The sequence below is a fragment of the Mesorhizobium sp. GbtcB19 genome (assembly GCF_019091085.1).
Taxonomy (GTDB): Bacteria; Pseudomonadota; Alphaproteobacteria; order Rhizobiales; family Rhizobiaceae; genus Mesorhizobium.
Genome location: NZ_JAGXJY010000007.1, coordinates 157,755 through 178,116 on the forward strand (window position 1 = coordinate 157,755; position 20,362 = coordinate 178,116).

Consider the following 20,362-nt stretch of genomic DNA (forward strand, 5'->3'; position numbering starts at 1 on the left):
CGCTTACCGCTCCCTGCGGCTGATCAGCACGCGCGCCGCCAGCACGATGATCAGGATCGCGCCATTGGCGGCCACCTGCCAGTCGGGCGGGATGTGCATGAAAGTGAGCAGCGGTGACGCCGCGAGCGCCAGCGTCAATGCGCCGAGCACCGCGCCGATCGGCGACACGCGGCCGCCGACGAACTCGCCGCCGCCGAGGATGACGCCGGCGATCGATAAGAGCGTGTAGCCGTTGCCGATATTGGCGTCGGCCGAGGTGGTGATGCCGATCAGCGCCATGCCGGAGAGCACGCCGAACAGGCCGGTCAGCGCAAAGAGCACGATCTTGGTCCTGAGCAGCGACCAGCCGGCGCGCCTGAGCGCCGCCGCGTTGCCGCCGGAACCGCGCAGGATCACGCCATAGGAGGTCCGCATCAGGCCGAAATGCACGATCGCCGCGATGATGAGCGCGGCAAGGATCGGGAACGGAATGTAAGGCGGCTTGAAGGACATGATCGACAGCAGCCAGTCCGGCGCCTTGCCGCCGGGCTTGGGCAGGACCAGGATGGCAAGCCCCTGCCATACGAAGCTCATGCCGAGCGTCACCACGATCGACGGCAGGTTGCGCAGATGGATCAGCGCGCCGAGCAATGCGTAGACACCAATCGAGCCAAGCAGCACCAGAACGCCGATGAGCGGCGCGTCCCTCAGCCATGTCGCGGTGACGCAGCCGACGAAGCCGACGAACGTGCCGATCGACAGATCGAGCTCGTTGCCGGCGATCACGAACATCTGCGCGATCGTCGCCAGCGCGATCGGGATCGCCAGGTTCAGCATCAGGTTGAAGCCGAAATAGCTGATGGCGCGCGGGTTGAGCCAGGCAATCGCAATCAGCACCAGCGCCAGCGACAAAGCCGGTAAAAGGCCGCGCAGCAAACGAGCTCTGGCCGCGCCACCGCGTGGCGAGGATCGTGGGGTTGTACCGGGAGCGATCGCCGTCATGTCAGGCCGCATCGCCGAACGAGGACTGGATGATCTTTTCCTCCGTCAGCTCGTCGCGCTTGAGATTGGCGACGATGCGGCCGTTCTTGAAGACATAGACATGGTCGCAATTGTCGAGCTCTTCGGTTTCGGTGGTGTACCAGAGGAAGGTGCGGCCCTTGGCGGCTTCTTCGCGCACGAGGTCGTAGACTTCCAGCTTGGTGCCGATGTCGACGCCGCGCATCGGGTCGTCCATCAGCACGATCCCGGCGTCCGAGCCGAGCGCGCGGGCAAACAGCGCCTTCTGCTGGTTGCCGCCCGACAGCGAGAAGATGTTGTTGTTCATGTCCGGCGTGCGGATGCCGATCTTCTGCTTCCAGAGTTCGGCCAGCTCCGCTTCGCGCTGCGGCGAGATCAGCAGCCCGTTGCGCAGCCGGGCCAGCGAGCGGATGCCGATATTCTGCGCTATCGACCATTGCGCGAAAATACCGTCGGACTGACGGTCGCCGGCGACCAGCGCCACGGGCGCGGTGACCTCGATGCCGGCCTTGGCACGGGCGGCCGCCGAAAAGATCGCCAGCAGCAGATCCGTCTGGCCATGGCCGGCAAGTCCGGCGAGGCCGATGATCTCGCCCGCGCGGGCAACGAGCTCAGTGCCGTCCTGCTGCCTGGCCGGGCGTGCCCGCACCTTCAGCGCGCCGGGCTCGATCTTGCGGGCCTCGGCGGCGGCCTTGTGATGCCCTTCGGCGCCGCCCATGGCGGCGACCAGCCTGTCGCGGTCGAAGGCGCTTGCGGCATCGGCCGCGACCACCTTGCCGTCGCGCATCACCACGATGCGGTCGGCATTCTGCAGCACTTCGCCCAGAACATGCGAGATCAGGATGCAGCTGCCGCCCGCGGCTACGAAGCGGCGGACGAATGAAAGCAGCTGCCCCGCGGTATGCGCGTCGAGCGACGACGTCGGCTCGTCGAGGATGACCAGATGCAATGGCTCGCTGGTCAGCGTAAAGGCGCGCGCCACTTCGACCATCTGCCGTCTTCCGATCGACAGGTCGCCGGCAACATCGTCCGCCGAAATGCCGTGATCCGGAAAGATCTCGTCGAGCTTGGCGCGGATGAGATCGGCGGCCTTGCGCCGCCAGCCGAAGCCCTTGAGTGCGGGATGGTTGATGCGCGTGTTCTCGGCAATGCTGAGATTGGGGCAGAGCGACAATTCCTGGAACACGCAGCGTATGCCGAGCTCCAGCGCGCGCGCCACGGAATAGCTGACCTCCGCATTGCCGCGCACCGCGATCTGTCCGCCATCCGGCCGCAGCGTGCCGGCCACCATATGCATGAGCGTCGACTTGCCGGCGCCATTATGCCCGACCAGTCCGACGCATTCGCCGGCGCCGACATGGAAGTCGACGCCGTTAAGCGCCCGAACGGCGCCGAAATGCTTTTCGGCGCCGTCCAGCCTGACGATATCTGCAATAGCCTGGAGCATCCTCAACTTTTATCCGGTTGGCGATGCGGCTGGCAAATTTTGCGCCGCTATTGCTTGATGTTGGCCTTGATCGCCGCGATGGCGTCTTCCTGCGTGTATTCGTGGGTGGCGACGCCGCCTTCCTTGATCTTCGGCAGCGCGGCCTCGAAATCATCCTGGGTGAAGGCAAGATACGGCACCAGCAGGTCGTGCGGGATGTCCTTGCGGCCGTCGAGCACCTGCTGCGCCACCCAGAAGGCCAGCGTCGACACACCGGGCGCGATCGAGGCCGACCACGTCTTGTAACCGTCCTTCTCCTTCTGCTCCTTCCACCACTTCAACTCGTCCTGGCGGTTGCCCATGATGATGGTCGGGCGCGGCTTGCCGGCGGCGGCGAAGGCCTGGGCGGCGCCATAACCGTCACCGCCCTGGTCGACGATGCCGACGACATCCGGCAGCGACGGCAGGATGGTCGCCACCGCCTTCTGCGCCGTCGTCTGGTCCCAGTCGCCGGTCACCGAGCCGACGATCTTGAACTCGGGATGCGCGGCGACACCTTCGAGGATGCCCGCATGGATGGCATCGTCGATCGAGGTGCCGGCAAGGCCGCGGATTTCCAGTAGATTGCCGCCCTTGGGCTGGAACTTCGCCATCTGCTCGACTTCCTGCTTGCCCATGTCCTTGAAGTCGACGACGACGCGGTAGGCGCAGGGCTCGGTGACGGTACCGTCGAAGGAGACGACGGTGATGCCGGCATCGCAAGCCTGCTTGATGGCGCCGTTCAGCGCATCGGGCGAGGCGGCGTTGATGACGATGGCGTCATAGCCCTGCAGGATCAGGTTCTGCACCTGGGCGGCCTGGGTCGGCACTTCCTTGTCTGCGGTGGTGAAAACGTCGGCCGCGCCGACCACCTTGTCGTCGACCGCCTTCTTGGTGACGATGCCGTAGCTGTCGAGCATCGCCTGGCGCCAGGAATTGCCGGCATAATTGTTGGAAAAGGCGATCTTCTTGCCGCTGGTGTCGGCAAGCGCGGTGCCCGAGGCGAGCATGGCTGCAAAGGCGCTCAAGACCAGTAGTTTCTTCATGTCATATCCTCCCAGATGTGTTGACTGCTGCACTTCCGTCGGCCCGGCGGGCCGGCTTCACTTCCATCCGATCTGAGCGTGAACGATCCCGCTCAAAACAGCCTCAATCCCGGCACCCGTACCCTCAGCCGGTAGAGCGAGGTCGAGGCGGCGACGTAGAGGCTTCTGAGATCATCGTCGCCGAAGGTGAAATTGGCACAATCTTCCGGCGTCGCGATGACGCCGAGCAGGTCGCCCGAGGCATCGAACACATGGATGCCGCCTGGCCCGGTGCAATAGAGGTTTCCCCGGCTGTCGATCTTCATGCCGTCGGGCGCCCCAGGCCCGTCGCCTTCCGTCACCGCCCACACAGCGCCGCCATTGAGGTCGCCGTTCGCTTCGACGCCGAACACCCTGATATGGCCGCGCGCGGTGTCGTTGACGAAAAGCCTCGATTCATCGAGCGAGAAGCAGAGCCCATTGGGCTGCACGAAATCGTCAGCAAGCAGCGTCAGCCGCGTGCCGTCGATCCGGTAGACGCCCTGGAATGCCAGCTCCTGCGGCCTCGGCACGCCGTAGTACTCCATCCGACCGTAAGTCGGATCGGTGAAATAGACCGAGCCTCCGGTGGCGACGACGATGTCGTTCGGACTGTTGAGCTGCTTGTCCCGGTAGTGGGTGGCCAGAACCGTCGTCGTGCCGTTCGGCTCGGCGCGCGTGACACGGCTGGTCGCGTGCTCGCAGGTCACCAGCCGCCCCTGCCGGTCGAGCGTGTTGCCGTTGGCCATCTGGCTGGGATTGCGAAACAGCTCGATCTCGCCCGAAGCGCCGCGCCGATACATGCGGCCTTGCGGAATGTCGGAAAAGATCAGCCATTTCTCGTAAGGATGCCACACCGGTCCCTCGATGAAGCCGTAGCCGGTGGCGAGCCGTTCCATCGCCGCACTGCCGACAACGTCGTCAAAGCCGGAATGGCGGGCGCGCGCCTGGATCGACATCACAGGCGCTTCGGTTCTCGCGTCGGCTCACCGCCGACGAACCAGTCGCTGCCCGGCACATCCTCGATCACGACCCAGATCTTGTCCATGGGCAGTTCGGCGACCTCGCTGATCGCCTCGGTGACGCGGCGCGAAATCTCGTTCTTGCGCTTTTGCGTATGGCCCTCGAGTATCCTTATGCTGACGAACGGCATGGCGCTTCCCCGGTATTCTTGTTCTTGTCGGACAAAAGCGTATTCAGGATGCGGGCCGGGCGATACGGGTCTAAGCGCAGCACCGACTGTGCTTTTGCACAGTCGCGGCAATTGTCTCCCGCGCCGAGCTAGAGCAATTCCAGGAAAAGTGTGAGCGGTTTTCCGTCCGGAATTGCGTAAAAACAAGGAGATAGGGCGTTTCGCCGGTTCCGTGAAACGGTGAAACGCACTAGTCGTGCGGCGGCGCCTGCGCCAGCCACGCATCGAGCTGTTCCTGCTCGCGGCGCAGGGCGTCGATGTTGATCAGTCCGCGCGCCATGGCGAGATAGATGGCGCGGGTGCGCGAATTGAAGATCGACGCTTCGCCAGCGCCCTCTTCCGGCGGCACGATGCCCAGTTTGTCGTAGACATGTTTGATGCGGCTCTGCGCGCCACGGATCGACAGGCCGCGTCGGGCCGCGATCGCCCGGTCGGTCAGGCCGAGCGCGATATCGATCAGGCTTTCATACTCGCCGTCGGTGATGCCCTCGAACCGGTCCTGGACGCGGTGCTGGATGCCGCGGATCTCGCGGTCGATGATGCAGTGCCCTTCGCGAAAGACGCCGCGCAGCGCCGAGCGCATGCCTTCCTCGGTCGCCGACTTCAGCACATAGCCGTAGACCGATCCCGGCGGCACGATGCGCGCCACGCCTCGCACGTAGGCCTCGTCGGCGAAGTTCGACCAGAACAGGATATGCGTGCCGGCGCGGCGGCTCCAGATGGCGCGCGCCACCTCGATGCCCGTGGCCTTAGGCAGTTGCAGGTCGAGCACGACATGCGGCGGCTCGTGCGCGGCGGCGAGGTTGATGGCGTCCTCGCCGTCGCCGGCTTCGAGCACCTCGACATCGCCGGGCCACAATTGCTCCACCGTGCGCCGCGCGAAGCTGCGGTGCAGGCCGTCATTCTCGGCGATCATCACCAGCATCACATCGCCTCCGCCGCCATCCGTTCAGCCGCCACCGCCTCACCCTTCGGCGCCTCACGGTCGATCTCGATCACGACGCGGGTGCCGCCCTTGCGGCTGGCCGGCTCGAAGCGCAGCCGCGCTCCGACCAGGGCCGCCCGCGTGTGCATGTGGCCGATGCCGCCCTGACCGCCGGGATCGATCACGCCGCAGCCATGCCCATCATCGGTCACGCTCACGCTGAACGCGCTTGCGGTCGACGACAGCTGGACATCGATACGGCTCGGCCCCGCATGGCGCACGGCGTTGTTGATCGCTTCCTGCACGATCCGGTAGAGCGCCGTGCGCAGCGTTTCCGGCATGTTATCGGCGCCGCCGTCGCTGGTGTCGGCGATGCGCACCGCGATCGGCGGCTTGGCCCTGGCGACGCTGCGGTTGAGATGCGCCTCGACGGCGTCACGCAGGCCGAAAAGCTCGAGCACGCTCGGCCGCATGTCGTCGACGATATGGCGCAGCTCCGCCAGGCAGCCCGCGACCTCCTGCTCGAGATCGGCAAGCTGCGCCGCCCGCGCCATACCCCGGCTACGGAACGCAGAAACCTGGCGCGCGATGCGGGCGAGATCGCCAAGCGTCTGGTCGTGCAGATCCATGGCCATGCGCCGGCGCTCGCGCTCCATGCCCTCGGTCAGTTGCGAGGCCCCGACCCTCAGCAATTCGGCGCGGTTGCGTGCTTCGCTCTCGGCGAGCATGGCGCGGCGCGCCTCCTCGGTCTGGATCAGCGCGAAAATATAGGGCGCGATGAGATCGGCGCATTGCTGGGCGACCTCAACGTCTTCCTGTGTATAGCAGCCGGCCTCGTGCCGGCTGATGTTGAGCGCGCCTATGACGCTGCCGCGCGCCCTGAGCGGCACGATGATGCGGCTGCGCAGCTTGGCGACGAAGATCGGCTCGTCGAAGGCGCCCTCGAAGTGGAAGCGATCGTCGACCAGCGCATTGTCGGTCAAAAGATAGGGAGTCTGGCCCCACAGCACGCGCCGGATCGGGCTGCCCTCCACCGGATGTTGCGCGAGATCGCTCCAGCTGGTGTGGAAGCCGGCTTCATAGCAGGCATGCATGCGCCCATCGAACGACAGCACCGCAAGATCGATATGGTCGTGGGGGATGAGCGTGCCGATCTCGATCGCGGTCGCGCGGAACGCCGAGCCCGGATCGATATGGCCAGCCAGCGCCCGCGAGATCGCCAGCAGCCGGTCGATCAGCTGGGGAGATACCTCCGACATTTCTCCTCCCTTGCCGCGCAGACGAAATTGCAAGGACTGCCGCCCGCTTTCGCGGCGCGTGGCATCTTCCCGGATTTCCTCGCAGCCCTCCCTGCCGGCGAAATAGTGGACGCTTGCCGGCGCGGCTGTCAACGACAGCACCTTGGACGACGATCAACTTGCGGTGCGACGATTGAAAAGCCTGCGGCTCCTGGTTTAGGGATGGCCGAGGAGATCGCATTGCATGGCAGTGACGCCGAGTGTTGCAAAGGGCGCGCCCGGGATTCCCGCGCGCTGGACGTCAAGCGCCAAGAGCGGCGTCGGCACCGCGCTTTCGGCAAAAAGCCGGCTCTGGTTCACCGTCAGCCACGGCATTTTGAACGAGCTCTATTATCCGCGCCTCGACAGCGCCTGCACGCGCGACCTGGGGCTGATCGTCACCGGCCCCGGCAACTATTTTTCCGAGGAGAAGCGCGATGCGGCCCACACCGTCGAGCAATTCGAGGACGGGGTACCCGGCTACAGGCTGACCAACACAGCGTCCGACGGCGCTTACCGGATTGAAAAGCGCATCGTTACGGATCCGAAACGCCCTGTCCTGCTGCAGGAAACCAGTTTCACCGCGCTCAAGGGAGCGGCCACCGATTACCGTGTCTACGCGCTGCTCGCGCCGCATCTCGTCAATGCCGGCATGGGCAACACCGCCTGGGTTGGCGAGCACAAGGGGCAGCGCATGCTCTTCGCCAGCGGACGCGGCGTCTCGCTGGCGCTCGCCTCCTCTTTGCCCTGGGGCGACTGTTCGGCCGGCTATGTCGGCTTTTCCGATGGCTGGCAGCAACTGCACGACAACGGCGCGCTCGACCCTTCCTGCCAGGCAGCCGAAAACGGCAACGTCGCGCTGGCCGGCGAGATCGGCTTTTCGGTCGGCAAGACCACCGCCCTGCTGGCGCTCGGCTTCGGCGCTTCGCCGGAGGAAGCCGCCGACCTTGCCCTCGCCAGCCTGAAACAGGGTTTCGAGCCGGCCGCGCAAACCTATGTCGAAAACTGGCGGAAATTCCAGGCGGGGCTCGAAAAACTCGATCGCCGCGCCGCCTCCGGGCTGAACACCTACCGCGTCAGCAGCGTGGTGCTGGCGACGCATCTGTCGATCGCCAGGCCCGGTGCCGCGGTCGCCAGCCTGTCGATCCCCTGGGGCTTCAACAAGGGCGACGACGATCTCGGCGGCTATCATCTCGTCTGGCCGCGTGACCTGGTGGAGACGGCGGGCGGTTTCCTGGCCGCCGGCGACGCCAGGCAGGCGCTGCAGATCCTCACCTATCTGCGCTCGATCCAGCAACCCGACGGCCACTGGCCGCAAAATGTCTGGTCCGACGGCACCGCCTATTGGCCGGGCATCCAGATGGACGAATGCGCCTTTCCGCTGCTGCTTGCCGATTCCTTGCGCCGCGCCGGCCATCTGCCGAAGTCCAAGCTTGTCGACTTCCTGGCCATGATCGAGAGCGCGGCCTCCTATATCGTGCGCAACGGCCCGGTTACCGGCGAGGATCGCTGGGAGGAGGACGCCGGCTACAGCCCGTTCACGCTGGCCGTGGAAATAGCGGCATTGCTTGCCGCCGCCGACATGCTCGATGTTTTGGGAAAAAATGAGCCGGCAAACTATTTGCGCGAGACCGCCGACTGCTGGAACGACCAGATCGAGCGCTGGACTTATGTGACGGGTACCGAGCTTTGCGCGAGCGAAGCCATCGCTGGCTATTATGTCCGCATCGCGCCGCCCGACGATGCGGGAGTTGCCTCGCCCAAGGACGGCTTCGTGCCGATCAAGAACCGGCCGCCGGCCGACACCGACAGGCCGGCCGAGGCGATCATCAGCCCTGACGCGCTGGCGCTGGTCCGTTTCGGCCTGAGAGCCGCGGACGATCCGCGCGTCGTCGACACCGTCAAGGCCATCGACGCGCTGTTGCGCTGCGACCTGCCGCAAGGGCCGCTCTGGTACCGCTACAGCGGCGACGGCTATGGCGAGCACGAGGACGGCGCGCCTTTCGACGGCACCGGCCAAGGCCGGCCGTGGCCGCTGCTTGCCGGCGAGCGCGCCCATTACGAGCTGGCCGCCGGCCGAAAGGACAAGGCGGCGCAACTGCTGGAAACCTTGGAGCGTTCGGCCGGCGTCGGCGGCCTGCTGCCGGAACAGGTCTGGGATCGCCCCGACATTCCGGACCGCGAATTGCGTCTGGGGGCGCCTTCCGGCAGCGCCATGCCGTTGGTCTGGGCGCATGCCGAACACATCAAGCTGCTGCGCTCGCTGCGCGACGGCGCTGTCTTCGACATGCCACCGCAAGGCGTCGAGCGCTACATCAAGGGCAAGACCGTTGCGCCGTTCAGGACGTGGCGATTCAACGACAAGATCCGCTCCATCTCCGCCGGCAAGGCGCTGCGCGTCGAACTGTCGGCGCCCGGCGTCGTTCATTGGAGCAGCGACAAATGGCTGACCGTGCATGACGACCACACCGCCGAGAACGCTTTCGGCGTGCATCTGGTCGATTTGCCGGTGTCCGGCCTGAAGCCTGGAACGACGATCGTCTTCACTTTTTTCTGGCCCGGAGCGATGCGTTGGGAGAATGTCGACTTCAGCGTCGGCATCGACGCGTCATGATCGTGAAACACGGCCGATAGATTTCTTCTTCCTCAAGCAATCGGGATGAAACCATGCAGATCGGAATGATGGGATTGGGCAGGATGGGCGCCAACATGGTGCGGCGCCTGATGCGCGACGGCCATGAATGCGTCGTCTACGACATCAATTCGGCGAGCGTCGCCGGCATGGTCAAGGACGGCGCCGTCGGCGCCGCCTCGCTGGAGGAATTCGTCGGCAAGCTCGCCAAGCCGCGCTGCGCCTGGCTGATGCTGCCGGCGGCGATCACCGGCAAGATCGTCGACCAGGTCGCGGCATTGATGGAGCCGGGCGACATCATCATCGACGGCGGCAATTCCTATTATCACGACGCCGTCGACCAGGCGGCCAAGCTGGCGGTGAAAGGCATCAACTTCGTTGATGTCGGCACCAGCGGCGGCGTCTGGGGCCTGGAGCGCGGCTACTGCCTGATGATCGGCGGCCCCGACGAGGCGGTTAAGCATCTGGATTCGGTCTTCGCCACCCTGGCGCCGGGCGCCGATGCCGGCGCCAATCCGTCGAAGGACGACGGAACCGCGGCATTCGGCTATCTGCATTGCGGCCCGAGCGGCGCGGGGCACTTCGTCAAGATGGTGCACAACGGCATCGAATATGGCGTCATGGCCGCCTATGCCGAGGGCATGAACATCCTGAAGTCGGCCAATGCCGGCAAAAGGCAGCGCACCGCCGATGCCGAAACCAGCCCGCTCGAAAGCCCGAAATACTACCAGTTCGACGTCGATCTGCCCGCGGTCGCCGAGGTCTGGCGGCATGGCAGCGTCATCGGCTCCTGGCTGCTCGATCTCACCGCCGGCGCGCTGAAGAGCGATCCGGCGCTCGCCCAGTTCGGCGGCCGCGTCTCCGATTCCGGCGAAGGCCGCTGGACGCTGAAGGCCGCGATCGACACCGGCGTTCCGGCGCCGGTGCTGTCTTCGGCGCTGTTCGACCGCTTCTCCTCGCAGGGCGAATCGCAATTCGCCGACAAGCTTCTGTCCGCCATGCGCTATGCCTTCGGCGGCCATCTCGAAAAGAAGCCCGGCGCGTGAGGGGAGACAAGGCATGAGCCAGGAGAGATCCGACACGCTGGTGCTTTTCGGAGCGACCGGCGACCTAGCGCATAAGAAGATTTTCCCGGCGCTCTATCAGATGGTCGCCAAGGGGACGCTGACCGAGCCGGTGATCGGCGTCGCCTTCGACCCCTGGGAGCTCCCCAAGCTGGTGGACCGCGCCCGCGACGGCATCGTCACCGCGCTGGGTTCCGTCGACGACAAGGCCTTTTCCAAGCTCGCCTCGCTGCTGCGCTATGTCAGCGGCGACTACAGGGATAGTGCGACCTTCGAGAAGCTGAAGACGGCGCTGGGTTCGGCGCAACGGCCGCTGCACTATATGGCCGTCCCCCCGACCATGTTCGAGACCGTCGTGCAAGGGTTGGAGCAGTCCGGTACCGCGCGCGGCGCGCGGCTGATGGTGGAAAAGCCTTTCGGCCACGACCTGCAGTCGGCGCGCTGGCTGAACCGAGTGCTGCATCTGGTGTTCAACGAACAGTCGATATTCCGCATCGACCACTATCTCGGCAAGGAAGCGATCCAGAACCTGCTCTATTTCCGCTTCGCCAATTCCTTCCTCGAGCCGATCTGGAACCGCAACTTCGTCGAGAGCGTGCAGATCACCATGGCCGAGGATTTCGGCGTCGAGGGCCGCGGCAAATTCTATGACGATGTCGGCTGCATCCGCGACGTGATCGAGAACCACCTGCTTAACATCCTTCTGCTGTTGGCCATGGAGCCGCCGGTCGGCCGCTCAGCCGACGACCTGATCGACGAGAAGGTGCAGGTGCTGCGCGCCATCCGCACGCTGACCAGGGACGATGTCGTGCGCGGCCAGTTCGACGGCTATCTCGCCGAACCGGGGGTGCGGCCGAACTCGCCGGTCGAAACCTTCGCCGCGGTGCGCTTCTTCGTCGATACCTGGCGCTGGCGGGATGTGCCTTTCTTCATCCGCGCCGGCAAGAACATGCCGGTGCACGCCACCGAGGTGATCGTACGGCTGAAGCGGCCGCCGCTCGACGTCTTCGATCCGATCAAGCCAAGCGACGCCAATTATGTGCGCTTCCGCATCGACCCGCAGGTGGCGATCTCGATCGGCGCGCAGCGCAAGATCGCCGGCGACGACATGCTCGGCGAGCAGGTGGAACTGACCGCGCTGGACGACACCAAGGGCGACATGCCGCCCTACGAACGGCTGATCGGCGACGCCATGAACGGCAACGGCCAGCTGTTCACGCGCCAGGACGCCGCCGAGCTTGCCTGGCGCATCGTCGGGCCGGTACTCGGCGACACCACGGCGCCGGCAACCTATGCGCCCAAGACCTGGGGACCGGCCGATGCCATGAACGGCTTCGGCCCGCCCGACGGCTGGATCAATCCGATGAAGTAATTTTCGGGGGGAGGACGAAATGGCGAAGGCAGCAAAGAAAGCCGAGGCGAGCGGCGATCCGATCGTGCTCACCATCGATGTCGGCGGCTCGCATGTGAAGATCCTGACCAGCGCCGGCGGCGAGATGCGCCGCGTCGCGTCCGGCCCGAGCCTGACGCCCGACCAGGTCGTCGCTTCGGTCAAGAAGCTGGCCGAGGGCCTGGATTACGACGTCATCTCGATGGGCTATCCCGGCCCGGTGCGCGACAACAAGCCTTCGCTCGATCCCTTCAATCTCGGCAAGGGCTGGAACGGCTATGATTTCACCGCCGCCTTTGGCAAGCCGGTAAAGCTGGTCAACGACGCGCTGATGCAGGCGATCGGCAGCTATGACGGCGGCCGCATGCTGTTCCTCGGTCTCGGCACGGGGCTGGGCGCCGCCATGATCATCAAGAATGTCGGCCAGCCCATGGAACTTGCCCACCTGCCTTACAAAAAAGGCGCGAGCTTCGAGGATTATGTCGGCGAGCGCGGCCTGGAAAAGCGCGGCAAGAGGAAGTGGCGCAAATACGTTTTCGACGTCGTCGACAGGCTTCGTGCCGCGTTGCAGCCGGACTACATCGTGATCGGCGGCGGCAATGTCGACAAGCTCGATGAATTGCCTGAAAAATCCCGGCGCGGCGACAACACTCGCGCCTTCGAGGGTGGTTTTCGTCTATGGCGCGACAAGGCGCTGATCGTCTGATATTGTTACATTTCAGTATTATTGTTCAAAATAGCGTGTAACTGCGCAACAGATCATTGCGCCGCGCAGATTTGCCGACTAGGAATTCGCCGGCCTGCGGCACCAAGCACCTTTTCGGATACGCAAAATAACGTCCGCAGCGCTTTGACATTACAGATCGCGAAAAGCGAATCGCTTTCGCGGCATTGCGGCACAAAATGGAGGAACTACGTGGACGAGGACACCAGTAAGGAAGTCGACCTGCTCGAGCTTACCGCGCACATCGTATCGGCCTATGTCGCGAAGAACCGCCTGCCCGCTTCGGGCCTGGGCGAGTTGATCGCCAGCGTCGCCTCGTCGATCGGCGGTATCAGCCAGCCGGCGGAACCAGCGGCGCCGCCGCCGGTCCCGGCCGTCAATCCCAAGCGTTCCGTGACGCCGGACTACATCATCTGCCTCGAGGACGGGAAGAAGTTCAAATCGCTGAAGCGCCATATCGGCGTGCATTTCGGCCTGACGCCGGAGGCTTACCGGACCAAATGGGGCTTGCCCGCCGACTATCCGATGGTTGCTCCCAATTATGCTGCCTCGCGCTCGCAGCTGGCCAAATCGATCGGCCTTGGCCGCAAGGCGGAGCCGGAACCGGTGAAGCCCGCCAAGGGCAGGAAGGCCAAGGCGACCGCCTGAAATAGCGCGCCTGCACCAATGGTTTAAGGAAGCCTGCCGAGGAATCGACCTTGGCAGGCTTCGTGCTTTTATGGCTTGGATACCACCGCCAGAGCAATTCCAGGAAAAGTGTATAGCGGTTTTCCGTCCGGAATTGCGTAAAAACAAAGAGATGGAGCGTCTCACCGTTTCGCGGAAACGGTGAGACGCTCCATTGGGGGGACAGGCCATGAACTACGCCAGGATGCTGATCGAGAAGGAAGCGCCGGAGGAATACGGCTACGACCGCATCCGCTACAACCTCTCCGAAAGCTCCATCGCCGACCAGAAGCTCTCCGACATCGGTCTGACGCTGCCCGATCTGACGCTGTTCTATGGCGAGCATCGCGGCGACAAGCAATTGCGCGCGCTGATCGCCGGGCAGGACAAGGGCATTTCTCCCGACGACGTTCTGGTGACCGCGGGCGCGGCCGGCGCGCTGTTCATCATCGCCACCTCGCTGCTGTCGGCCAGCGACCATCTCGTGGTCGTGCGGCCGAACTACGCCACCAACATCGAGACGCCGAAGGCGATCGGCTGCGCCGTCTCCTACATCGATCTCGATTTCGACCAGGGCTTTGCCGTCGACATCGATCGCCTCACGGCGGAGTTGCGGCCGAACACGAAACTGATCAGCGTCACCTGCCCGCACAACCCGACCGGCACGATGATGACTCGCGCCGAACTCGACACGCTGGTCGCGCTTGCCGAAAGCCGCAACTGTCGCCTGCTGGTCGACGAGACCTATCGCGACCTCTCCTTTGGCGAGCGCTTGCCCACAGCGGCCTCGCTCAGTCCCAGCGCCATCAGCGTCTGCTCGCTGTCCAAGGCCTTCGGTATTCCGGGCATCCGCATCGGCTGGCTGATAACCCGGGATCCGCAGCTGCAGGAAACCTTCCTCGCCGCCAAGGAGCAGATCGGCATTTGCGGCAGCGTCATCGACGAGGCGATCGCCCGCACGGTGCTCGAACGCCGCGACCCGTTCCTGGCGACGCTGCTGCCGGACATGGCCAGGCGCCGCGACATCGTCCAGGCCTGGATCGACGGCGAGCCGCTGGTCGACTGGGTGCGGCCGCAGGGTGGCGTCGTCGGCTTCCCACGCCTTAACGTCGATGCCGGCTTCGACCTCGATCGCTTCTACACAAGGCTGCTGGAGCAGCACGGCACCTATGTCGGTCCCGGCCACTGGTTCGAGATGCCGAAGCGCTTTTTCCGCCTCGGTTTCGGCTGGCCGACGGAAGCGGAATTGCGCGGTGGGCTGGCCGCCGTCTCGGCCGCGTTGAGGGGCTGAGCCGCCATCCGAGAGAAAATTTCGATTTTCTTTGATCCAGCGCGGATTTTTGCGCGCATGGCAAAACGAACTGGGCTAAAGGGTTGCGGCCGGACCAGCGCCCACCGTGGAAGTGCCCCGCCGGCAGTCGTCACAACGGGGCCCTCGAACCATGACAGCCGAAGCAACTTCACCTGAACAGCGATACGCCGCTTTCCGGCACCGCCCCTTCCTCAGCTACTGGACGGCGCGCTTCCTCACCACCTTCGCCACCATGATCGTGTCGGTCGCCGTCGGCTGGCAGGTCTATGACCTGACACGCGATCCGTTCGATCTCGGCATCGTCGGCATTGTCCAGTTCCTGCCTTCGCTCCTCCTTGTGCTGGTCACCGGCGTCGTCGCCGACCGCTTCGGCCGCCGGCTGATCATGACCTTGTCGACGGTGATCGAGGCCGCCTGCGCGCTGGTTCTCCTCATTTTGACCTTGCGCGGCCTGACCAGCCCGTTGCCGATCTTCGCCGTGCTGGTCATGTTCGGCATTGCGCGCGCCTTCTACGGGCCGGCTTCCTCCTCGCTGTTCGCCAATCTGGTGCCGCAGGAGGATTTTGCCAACGCCATTGCCTGGAATTCGTCGGCCTGGCAGACGGCGACGATCGTCGGCCCGGTCGCCGGCGGCCTGCTCTATGGCGTGTCGGCCGAAGTGGCCTATGCCACCGCCGCCGTGCTGATGCTTGCCGCCGCCGTGCTCATTTTCACCATTCCGAAGCCGGCGCAGCAGACGGCCACCGACAAGCCGACGATGCAGACGCTGTTTGCCGGCTTCGGCTATATCTGGGGCGAGAAGATCGTGCTCGGCGCGATCTCGCTCGACCTGTTCGCCGTGCTTCTGTCCGGCGCCTCGGCGCTGCTGCCGGTCTATGCGCGCGACATCCTCGAGCTTGGCCCCTGGGGACTCGGCCTGCTGCGCTCGGCGCCTGGCATCGGCGCCATCTGCGTCGCCGTCTGGCTCGCCGGCCACCCGATCCGCGACCATGCCGGCAAGGTCATGCTGGGCTTCGTCGCGCTGTTCGGCGCCTTCACCGTGCTGTTCGGCGTCTCGACCATCACCTGGCTGTCGATCGCAGCACTCGCCTTGCTCGGCGCCACCGACATGTTCAGCGTCTATATCCGCGAGACGCTGATCCAGCTTTGGACGCCCGACGAGGTGCGCGGCCGCGTCAACGCCGTCAACCAGGTCTTCGTCGGCGCCTCGAACGAAGTCGGCGAATTCCGCGCCGGCACCATGGCGGCGCTGATCGGCACGGTCCCCGCCGTGGTGATCGGCGGCATCGGCGCCATCGCCGTCGCGGGATTATGGGCCTGGCTGTTCCCCGCGTTGCGGCAGGTACGGCATCTCAACAGCCGGAATTGATTGAGTCTTTATCCAAGCCGCCGGACCCGACACTCGGGCCGGGCAGCTTGCGCCGACATCCGCAATTGCCTTCATCGGTTGACCGATCGCCGCACGCGCCAAAGCTTCGCCCCTGGGCAACGTGAATGGCTTCACGGTTCGAGCGCTCCCGTTTGTTACTATTCGCCAGCCGAGCGACGAGGCAACGGGGGCAAGCCCATGTTTCATTCCAGGCACCTGTTCTGGTCAGATCAGCTCTTGGCCAGATTGACTGTCCTGCTTGTCACCCTGATTGCCTGGCCGATCAGCGGCGCCAAGGCGCAGGAAGTGGAGACGGTTCGAGTCGCAACTTTCAATGCCTATCTGCTTTCGCCGATCTTCAAATGCGCCAATCCGAACTTCGCCGACTGCCTCGTGCAGATTCAGGGCCAGACCGAAAAACAGGCCGAGCATCTGGCCAACACTATCCTCAAGGACACTGACCGCTTCGATATAATCGCCATCAACGAGGCATGGGATGAGGACGCCAAGCAGATCCTCATCGACAAGCTCAAGCCCGTCTATCCGAATTATGTCGGCAAAATCGACGCTGCGCTGCTGAAGGTTCGACCGCAGGCTATCGCCGACGCCATCACCAGTCTCGATCCTGCGGCTGCCGTGGCTATCTATGGCGAGCCGGTCGAGAAGATCGACGGCGAGGATAGCGGCCTGATGTTGTTTGCCAAGAAGGACTTCAAGTTCCTGCCGCTGCCCGACGACAGCTTCAAATGGGGCAAGAACGACGGCGAGACGCTGGACGCAGTCACTGACGAGGTCGGCTTCACCCTCTACGACCATTGCGGCGGTGTCGACTGCCTGTCGGGCAAGGGCGCGGCGATCGTGCGGCTGCTGCATTTGCCTTCACAAAGCAACTACACGGTCGTTTTCACCCACTTGCAGGCCGACTATTTCGACAAGAGTCCGCCCGAGCTGCACGCCGACGCGCGCGATGCGCAGTTCGACCAGATCGAGAAGCTGATCGAGACAACGCTGTCGCCGCTGACGCCGGCGCAGCGCAAGCGCGAGCGCGTCCTGGTGATGGGCGATATGAACGTGCCGCTGTTCCACCCGCCGACGGGCGAATGGGCGCGCCGCTTCGCCACCCCCGGCAAGTATTGGACGTCCCAGCACTACGACAGCTGGGCGGCGACCAACCGCGCCGATCCCGGCATTTCCAACTATGTCGACGGCGAGCGCTACGATTACATCCTTGCCGCGCCGAAGCCTTATCTGAGCGGCGGCATCGAAGGACCGATCTGCGTTCAGCACGTGACCATCCCGGTCGATTTTGTCGACCTCGAAAGTGACCACAATCTGCTGACCGCCGACCTCAACCTCGGCAACAATTTTTGCAGCCCGTCCATCGCCTATCCGGTCAATCTGACGGCGAAGAAGGGCCCGGACGGCAAACCGCAGGCCGAAGAGCTGATCGACTTCAGGAACGGCCAGGACGTCACGCAGATCCGCTATCCGGGGTCCATGCAATGGTTCCATGTCGTGCGCCAGGACGCCGGCAGCTATTCGATCGGACCCGACAGTCCGGACGTCAACATCGACATCTTTCAGCCGTCCAACATGACGACGCCGATCTCCAGCTACTATGGCGACACAAGGACCGTGCATGACGGCGAACACATTTTCACCGTCCACACTTATGCGCTGCCGAAGGAGTTCTTTATCCGCGTCACCGGCAAGGACCGCAAGTGGCAGGGCAACTATGCGCTTCTGGTTCGCCGCCACACTTGTGCGACGAAGGAAGAGGCCTGCCCGCTGCAGCCAGGCGAGCCGCCGCAGTTTGCCGCGTTCACCGAAGCCGGCAGCCTGCTTGGCAGCCAGAATGAGGCATGGTTCCGTTTCGACGTGGTCGGGCAGGCCGACAGCGGCGCCGACCAGACCGTCACGCTGACGGCAGATGGTCTGCCCGATCCTGCGAGCTACAAGGCGACGCTGGAGGAGTTCGACAACCCCCACGGCAGCGAGCCGCCGATTGCGGTCTCCGGCACCAGCCGCATCATCAGCGGCGCCATGGGCGACCGCACACGTGGCTATCTCGTCATCCATCAGGCGGCGGCCGGAAGCCAGCCCGTGCGGGTGAGCGCCTCCATGCAGACCACGGTGCGAAATCTGGAGCTTAAGGCACTGATCTGCGAGGATGAAACCAATCCTGAATTCGGCTCCGACGACATCTTCACCCAGCTGTCGCTTGACAGCCGCACCATCCGCTTCCCAGCCTCGGGCGAGGTCGAATTCGACTGCGATGACTCCGCCGATCAGAAGGACTGGGCGACGAAGTTTGGCAGCTCTGAGCTCACATTCGTCGATCATGCCGGACTGAAGGTCTTTGAGCAGGACGACACCAGCCCGGACGATCCCAGCCACGTCGGAGAGTTTCCGGACCTGCCGCCCGGTGCAAGCTCGATCGACGGCGTGCGCGACCCCCTGATCTGGAATTTCGAGGGCGGCCGCTACCGGCTCAATTACGAGCTGAGGATGAGAAAGAACGAACCAGTGGCCGCAGCGCCGTGACCCATCCTTGCCTCGGTTCCACTACTCCGAAAAGCTCACGCTGACGCCGCGCTGCCGAAAATAGGCCTGCATCAACTTGCGGCCGGCGCGGTTGTTCTGCACCAGCTTGGCCGGATCGAACACCGCCTGTTTCTTCCCCTCGCGTGCCAGCGCCGCCTTGAGTGCCGCGATATGCGCATCGAGGTCGGCATTGTCGGCTCGGAGTGAGGCATAGATATTTTCGGTCGCCTCGGCCAGGGTCAGTTCGCTCACAGTGTCGTCCTTTTGATTGATCGGGCGGCGCCTTAGCACAGATTCGCCGCTCGTCGATACCGGAGAGATTGTCAGTGCAAGGGCTCGCTGGTTGGTGCCATGCTGGGCGGCGATCGGTGGCATCCTCCCTGGCGCAACGCCAGGTCCGGCATCCGGACGGCCGCAACCTGATCGAGCCGGCCACCAGATCGACATTTGGCGCTGTCGGCATTCGACGGCAACGAACGACATGGGCCGTGAGCGGACTGGCTATAGAGGCTCTTCCAAAAAGGAGACGCCTTTTTTGCTAATCCGGGAGCCGTACTTCGCATTGTCGCATAAGCCAGGGATCACCATGGGCCATGAGCTTTCCCTGATCGACAAGGGCCACGATACGGGTCAGCAGCATCAGGTCGCCGACCTGGATATACGGCTCCATATTGTGTCCCATGGTCTCCGCGATGACCCGTGCAACCTTGCGCCAATCCTTGCTGGCCCGCTCGAGAAGGAGCTCATCGAAGACATCGACAGGCGCCGAGACGAGCCCGGAATCGGCGACGATGCGGAACGGTGCGTTTTCGGATTTCAAACTCAGCCAGCGTCGCGCGGCCACCTCTCGTTCCTGGCTCGTCATCGCGCGTTCCGTGCCGAACAACAAGGCGAGCTCCGTTTCGCTCATGAGCGAGACGGCCTGTACGGGGGTCGACAGTCGCGGCTTGCCGTCGGGCCGCGTCAACGGCATTTGCAACCCGGTGACGTCGATGATGTCGTAGGGGCGGTCGCCGAGGCGATCCACCAAGGCCAGGAAGAAAGCATGCTCCCGGGCACTATGGCGTCCGACCCAGACGACGAGGCGGTCCGAGGTCGACATGATTTGCTTCCAGAAACCGTCGAAATCGACGTCATACTCGTCGTACATCGACGCCCACCAGCGCGCTCGTGCCGAGGACTCCTGGGAATCGATTGGGCCGCAGCTGAGATCGTCCCGAAAACTGATAACATCGTCGGTACGCCCGCTCGAGCGGATCGCCCGGCGAAGCGAACCACCCGCCGAACTGCCGGGCGCGATGTGCAGTATGCCGCTGCGCCACCTCTGCGTTCCGTCGGCGTTCAGATCCCTTTTGAAATAGTCGGTGCGGGAAAGGGTGACATGGACGACCAACCGTCCATCCGACAGCAGCAGCCGGTATGTGGAAGTTTGGCCGGACGACCATTGGGCGGCGAAGCGGACTTCTTCATTCCCGTAGGTCAAGCCTTGGATCTCGGCTAGTTCACCACTGGAACCATCGATGGCGCACACGACGAGGTGATCATCGACAATCTTGATCTCGATCGTCGTGGTCGTGTGCCGGTCGTTCCCGGCAATCCAGCGACCAGCAAAATCCTCCATCGGCACGACCTTGACCCTCGCTATTGCTCATACACAGATTAGCTCAGCCGTCTCGCCGATGCACTTGGCGTGTCCGTTGTCGATCGAGCGACGCAACGCGTGCAATGACCGGAATGCA

17 protein-coding genes are annotated in these 20,362 nt (G+C 64.2%); 8 read left to right on the forward strand and 9 right to left on the reverse strand.

Annotated features, from left to right (window positions below; genetic code table 11):
• Nucleotides 1–3: 3 nt before the first annotated feature.
• The 7 genes from KVT37_RS14870 to KVT37_RS14900 all read right to left on the reverse strand — a co-directional run bounded on the left by KVT37_RS14870 (nt 4) and on the right by KVT37_RS14900 (nt 6,904).
• Nucleotides 4–981 carry an ABC transporter permease gene (locus KVT37_RS14870; protein WP_217574174.1) on the reverse strand — a complete coding sequence of 326 codons (978 nt, stop codon included), beginning with the start codon at nt 979–981 and terminating at the stop codon, nt 4–6.
• A 1-nt stretch (nt 982) separates the two neighbouring features.
• Entirely contained in the window at nt 983–2,446 is a 1,464-nt protein-coding gene (locus KVT37_RS14875; RefSeq protein ID WP_217574176.1) for a sugar ABC transporter ATP-binding protein, read from the reverse strand.
• A gap of 47 nt (nt 2,447–2,493) precedes the next feature.
• On the reverse strand, nt 2,494–3,510 hold the full coding sequence (locus KVT37_RS14880) for an ABC transporter substrate-binding protein (protein ID WP_217574178.1): 1,017 nt from the start codon (nt 3,508–3,510) through the stop codon (nt 2,494–2,496).
• Between the two features lie 92 nt (nt 3,511–3,602).
• Entirely contained in the window at nt 3,603–4,487 is an 885-nt protein-coding gene (locus tag KVT37_RS14885; RefSeq protein WP_217574181.1) for an SMP-30/gluconolactonase/LRE family protein, read from the reverse strand.
• Nucleotides 4,487–4,681, reverse strand: a complete 195-nt coding sequence (locus KVT37_RS14890) for a 4-oxalocrotonate tautomerase family protein (protein WP_217574183.1) — start codon at nt 4,679–4,681, stop codon at nt 4,487–4,489. Before KVT37_RS14890 ends, KVT37_RS14885 begins: the two co-directional genes overlap by 1 nt.
• 229 nt (nt 4,682–4,910) lie before the next feature.
• On the reverse strand, nt 4,911–5,645 hold the full coding sequence (locus KVT37_RS14895) for a response regulator transcription factor (protein WP_217574184.1): 735 nt from the start codon (nt 5,643–5,645) through the stop codon (nt 4,911–4,913).
• On the reverse strand, nt 5,645–6,904 hold the full coding sequence (locus tag KVT37_RS14900) for an ATP-binding protein (protein ID WP_217574186.1): 1,260 nt from the start codon (nt 6,902–6,904) through the stop codon (nt 5,645–5,647). The genes KVT37_RS14895 and KVT37_RS14900 overlap by 1 nt, the downstream gene beginning before the upstream one ends.
• Nucleotides 6,905–7,127: 223 nt before the next feature.
• Here KVT37_RS14900 and KVT37_RS14905 point away from each other — a divergent pair, with 223 nt between their 5' ends.
• From KVT37_RS14905 to KVT37_RS14940, 8 genes are all read left to right on the forward strand, one after another.
• On the forward strand, nt 7,128–9,536 hold the full coding sequence (locus KVT37_RS14905; RefSeq protein WP_217574188.1) for a glucan 1,4-alpha-glucosidase: 2,409 nt from the start codon (nt 7,128–7,130) through the stop codon (nt 9,534–9,536).
• 53 nt (nt 9,537–9,589) lie between these two features.
• Entirely contained in the window at nt 9,590–10,600 is a 1,011-nt protein-coding gene (gnd, locus tag KVT37_RS14910) for a phosphogluconate dehydrogenase (NAD(+)-dependent, decarboxylating) (RefSeq protein WP_217574190.1), read from the forward strand.
• Nucleotides 10,601–10,613: 13 nt separating this feature from the next.
• Nucleotides 10,614–11,990 (forward strand): glucose-6-phosphate dehydrogenase, encoded by a 1,377-nt coding sequence (zwf, locus tag KVT37_RS14915; protein WP_217574192.1) that lies wholly within the window; start codon nt 10,614–10,616, stop codon nt 11,988–11,990.
• A gap of 19 nt (nt 11,991–12,009) precedes the next feature.
• Entirely contained in the window at nt 12,010–12,714 is a 705-nt protein-coding gene (locus KVT37_RS14920; RefSeq protein ID WP_217574201.1) for an ROK family protein, read from the forward strand.
• Between the two features lie 210 nt (nt 12,715–12,924).
• Entirely contained in the window at nt 12,925–13,380 is a 456-nt protein-coding gene (locus KVT37_RS14925; protein ID WP_217574212.1) for a MucR family transcriptional regulator, read from the forward strand.
• 208 nt (nt 13,381–13,588) lie between these two features.
• Nucleotides 13,589–14,689, forward strand: coding sequence for an aminotransferase class I/II-fold pyridoxal phosphate-dependent enzyme (locus KVT37_RS14930; protein ID WP_217574221.1), 1,101 nt, complete (start codon nt 13,589–13,591; stop codon nt 14,687–14,689).
• 151 nt (nt 14,690–14,840) lie between these two features.
• A complete protein-coding gene (locus KVT37_RS14935; protein ID WP_217574223.1) occupies nt 14,841–16,079 on the forward strand; it encodes an MFS transporter in 1,239 nt (412 codons plus the stop codon).
• Nucleotides 16,080–16,277: 198 nt separating this feature from the next.
• Nucleotides 16,278–18,623: an endonuclease/exonuclease/phosphatase family protein gene (locus KVT37_RS14940; protein WP_217574225.1), complete on the forward strand. Its 2,346-nt coding sequence runs from the start codon at nt 16,278–16,280 to the stop codon at nt 18,621–18,623.
• A 21-nt stretch (nt 18,624–18,644) separates the two neighbouring features.
• Here the strand turns inward: KVT37_RS14940 and KVT37_RS14945 are convergent, their stop codons facing one another.
• Together KVT37_RS14945 and KVT37_RS14950 are read right to left on the reverse strand one after the other, a co-directional pair.
• Nucleotides 18,645–18,875, reverse strand: a complete 231-nt coding sequence (locus KVT37_RS14945; RefSeq protein WP_217574228.1) for a hypothetical protein — start codon at nt 18,873–18,875, stop codon at nt 18,645–18,647.
• A 286-nt stretch (nt 18,876–19,161) separates the two neighbouring features.
• A complete protein-coding gene (locus tag KVT37_RS14950; protein WP_254634044.1) occupies nt 19,162–20,244 on the reverse strand; it encodes a DUF1835 domain-containing protein in 1,083 nt (360 codons plus the stop codon).
• Nucleotides 20,245–20,362 lie beyond the last annotated feature (118 nt).